Annotated in this window: 3 protein-coding genes; 1 reads left to right on the forward strand and 2 read right to left on the reverse strand. The window is 66.6% G+C overall.

Going from position 1 to position 3,542, the window contains the following annotated elements; all coding sequences use genetic code 11:
- On the reverse strand, positions 1-271 hold a 271-nt coding region (locus G3N99_RS36695; RefSeq protein WP_206124803.1), incomplete at its 3' end, for a TetR family transcriptional regulator.
- A gap of 277 nt (positions 272-548) precedes the next feature.
- On the opposite strand from G3N99_RS36695, the gene G3N99_RS36700 reads away from it, so the two are divergent.
- Positions 549-1,970: an FAD-dependent oxidoreductase gene (locus tag G3N99_RS36700; protein ID WP_206124804.1), complete on the forward strand. Its 1,422-nt coding sequence runs from the start codon at positions 549-551 to the stop codon at positions 1,968-1,970.
- Positions 1,971-2,050: 80 nt separating this feature from the next.
- Here the strand turns inward: G3N99_RS36700 and purB are convergent, their stop codons facing one another.
- A complete protein-coding gene (purB, locus tag G3N99_RS36705) occupies positions 2,051-3,439 on the reverse strand; it encodes an adenylosuccinate lyase (protein ID WP_206124805.1) in 1,389 nt (462 codons plus the stop codon).
- Between the last annotated feature and the right edge of the window lie 103 nt (positions 3,440-3,542).

Consider the following 3,542-nt stretch of genomic DNA (forward strand, 5'->3'; position numbering starts at 1 on the left):
ACTGGCGCGCGAGGTCGCGCAGCCGTTCGCGCCACGGCAGCGCGGCGTCGACCGGCACGAGCGAGCGCGACAGCGCGTTCGCGATCGCGCGGCTCAGGCCTTCCTTCGACTTGAAGTGGTACAGCACGCTCATCGGGTCGCAGCCGACCGACTGCGCGAGCTTGCGCACGCTGAACGCGGCTTCGCCGACGTCTTCGAGCAGTGCGAGCGCGGCCGCGACGATGGCCTCCTTGTCGAGGCCGCGCGGGCCCTGGGCGGGTTTGTCTTTCATCGATGCGGGCTGGCGAACCGGTGCGGCACCGGCTGTAAACTTGACGAAAGCTTATTCTACACTGTAGAATTATTTCTGCGGTGTAGAAATTGGGTGTCCCGGCACCTTTCAATACGTGCTTTCGCACAGTCCGGGATCCAGGCGGCACGAGCGTGCCCGCCGTCAACACGGGCCATCGCGCCCCTTTATCTCGTTGACACCCATGTGGAACCGGCTGCCCCACCCGCGAAGCCAGAAGGCTCATCGACAGGCGGCCCAAGACCATGCAAGTGCAATCATGACTTTCAACCATCAATCCCTGATCCAGGGCGAATCGCGTTTCGAACCAACGCAACTGAACATCGAAAAAGACAACTGGAACTGGTGCGACCCGGCCCGCTACGACGGCGAGCGCCCGGCCAACTGGTACGAAGCATCACTGTCGCGCCACGCGAACAGCGCGCCGCTTGCGCACGACGCGGTGTGCGACGTGCTCGTGATCGGGGCGGGCCTGCTCGGCGCGTCGGCCGCGCTGCATCTCGCGGAAGCGGGCGTCGACACGATCCTCGTCGACAAGCACCACGTCGGCTCGGCCGCGTCGGGCCGCAACGGCGGGCAGCTCACGCCCGGCCTTGCGCGCTGGGAAGCCGCCGACATGATCGACCACCTGTCGCATGACGACGCGAAGCGGCTGTGGCGCTTTGCGTCGGCCGAATCGATGGACCTGATCGATGCGATCGGCGCACGTTACGCGCTCGAACTCGACCGCAAGCGCGGCCACATCACGGCGGCGGTCCACCCGGGCCACATGAGCGCGCTGCTCGACGGCGCGGATGCGCGCCGCCATCTCGGCGACGCGGGCGTGACGCTCGTCGGCCGCCATCAGTTGCATGACGACTACGTGCGCTCGGGGCTGTATCACGGCGCGGCGATCGACGCGATCGGCGGTCAGATTCATCCGCTCGCGCTGGTGCGCGGCCTCGTGCATGGCTTCCGCCTGAATGGCGGCGCGCTGTTCGAGGGCACCGAGGTGCTCGAACTCGACGAGACGCCGGAGGGCGTGGTCGCGACGACGCCGGGCGGCACGATCACCGCGCGCAAGGGCGTCGTGCTCGCGCTGCACAACACGACGTTCCGGCTGCTCGACGACGGCGCCGCGACGACCGTGCCGTTCTTTACCTACGTGAGCGTGACGGCGCCGCTCGACGTCGACGTCGCGACCCTGATGCCGGCCGGCATGCCCGTGTACGACACGCAGTTCCAGATCGACTATTACCGGCCGGTGCGCGGCAACCGCCTGCTGTTCGGCGGGCAGGGCACCGGCACGTGCTGGGCGCAGCCCGACGTGAACGCGTACCTGCTGACGCGGCTGAACACGGTGTTTCCGCAGCACGACAGCCGGTTCGCGCTCGACTACTGCTGGAGCGGCGTGAGCGACTTCACGCTGAACGGCGCGACCGACAGCCGCAAGACCGACGGCCGCGTGCCGATGTACATGGTGCAGGGCTGGAGCGGCCACGGTGTCGCGCAGACGGTGCGGATCGGCAAGGCGATCTGCGACGATTTCGTCGGCCGTAACGACGATTTCTCGATGCTGACCGGCATCGACCATCGCGCGATTCCGCTCGGCCGCCAGTTGTCGCCGATCGCGATTCCCGCTGCGAAGGCCGCGATGAGCGTCATGAGCGCGCTCAACCCGGGGCGGATGATCTCGTTCTGACCGGTTGCGGCACGCAGGCAACAAAAAAGCCCGATGCGATTGCTCGCATCGGGCTTTTTTACGTGCGGAGTCGGCGGCGCTTACGCGATCCGCTTCGCGAGTTCGACGGCCTTGCCGATGTACGACGCAGGCGTCATCGCGAGCAGGAGAGCCTTCGCGTCTTGCGGGATCGCCAGCGTGCCGACGAATTCCTGCAGCGCTTCGCGCGTGATGCCCTTGCCGCGCGTCAGCTCCTTCAGCTGCTCGTACGGGTTCTCGATGCCGTAGCGGCGCATCACCGTCTGCACCGGCTCGGCGAGCACTTCCCAGCAGTTGTCGAGGTCTTCGTTCAGGCGCTGCGGGTTCACTTCGAGCTTGTCGAGGCCGCGGATCAGCGAGTCGTACGCGAGCAGCGAGTAGCCGAGCGCGACGCCCATGTTGCGCAGCACCGTCGAGTCGGTCAGGTCGCGCTGCCAGCGCGACACCGGCAGCTTGTCGGCGAGGTGGCGCAGCGTCGCGTTCGCGAGGCCGAGGTTGCCTTCCGAGTTCTCGAAGTCGATCGGGTTCACCTTGTGCGGCATCGTCGACGAGCCGATTTCACCGGCCTTCGTCTTCTGCTTGAAGTAGCCGACCGAGATGTAGCCCCACACGTCGCGATCGAGGTCGAGCAGGATCGTGTTCGCGCGCGCCACGGCGTCGAACAGCTCGGCCATGTAGTCGTGCGGTTCGATCTGGATCGTGTACGGGTTGAACGTGAGCTTCAGGCGGTTTTCGATCACGTCGCGCGAGAACGCTTCCCAGTCGAATTCCGGATACGCCGACAGATGCGCGTTGAAGTTGCCGACCGCGCCGTTCATCTTGCCGAGGATCTCGACCTTCTCGATGCGCGTAATTGCACGGGCGAGGCGGGCCGCGACGTTCGCGAGTTCCTTGCCGAGCGTCGTCGGGCTGGCCGGCTGGCCGTGCGTGCGCGACAGCATCGGCTGCTCAGCGTGCGCGTGCGCGAGGGCGACGAGGCGCTGGTAGACCGTGCGCAGGGCCGGCAGGATCACGTGTTCGCGCGCGCCGGCGAGCATCATCCCGTGCGACGTGTTGTTGATGTCTTCCGACGTACACGCGAAGTGGATGAATTCGCTGGCCTTTTCGAGTTCTTCCTGGCCCTTCACCGATTCCTTCAGCCAGTATTCGACGGCCTTCACGTCGTGGTTCGTCACGCGCTCGATGTCCTTGATGCGGGCGGCGTCGTGCGCGGTGAAGCGCTCGGCGAGCTGCAGCAGGAACTGTTCGGACGCATCGGAGAAGCGCGGGACTTCCGCGAAGCCGGCGCGCGACAGCGCGATCAGCCAGTGCACCTCGACGGTGACGCGGTGGCGCATGAAGGCGGCTTCGGAGAGCCAGTCGCGCAGCGCTTCGGTCTTGCTGGCGTAGCGGCCGTCGATGGGCGAAAGCGCGGTGAGGGCGAAAAGCGTATCGGGACGAGTGTCGGACATGATCGGGCGGGCCTTGGGGCCGGGTCGAGCGAGGGGAAGGAGAATCCGGCATTTTACCATTGGCGCGGGACGATCCCGGTCGCGCGCGGCCGGCGGGTGCTGC

It is taken from the genome of Burkholderia sp. Ac-20392 (genome assembly GCF_017104585.1).
Taxonomy (GTDB): domain Bacteria; phylum Pseudomonadota; class Gammaproteobacteria; order Burkholderiales; family Burkholderiaceae; genus Burkholderia; species Burkholderia lata.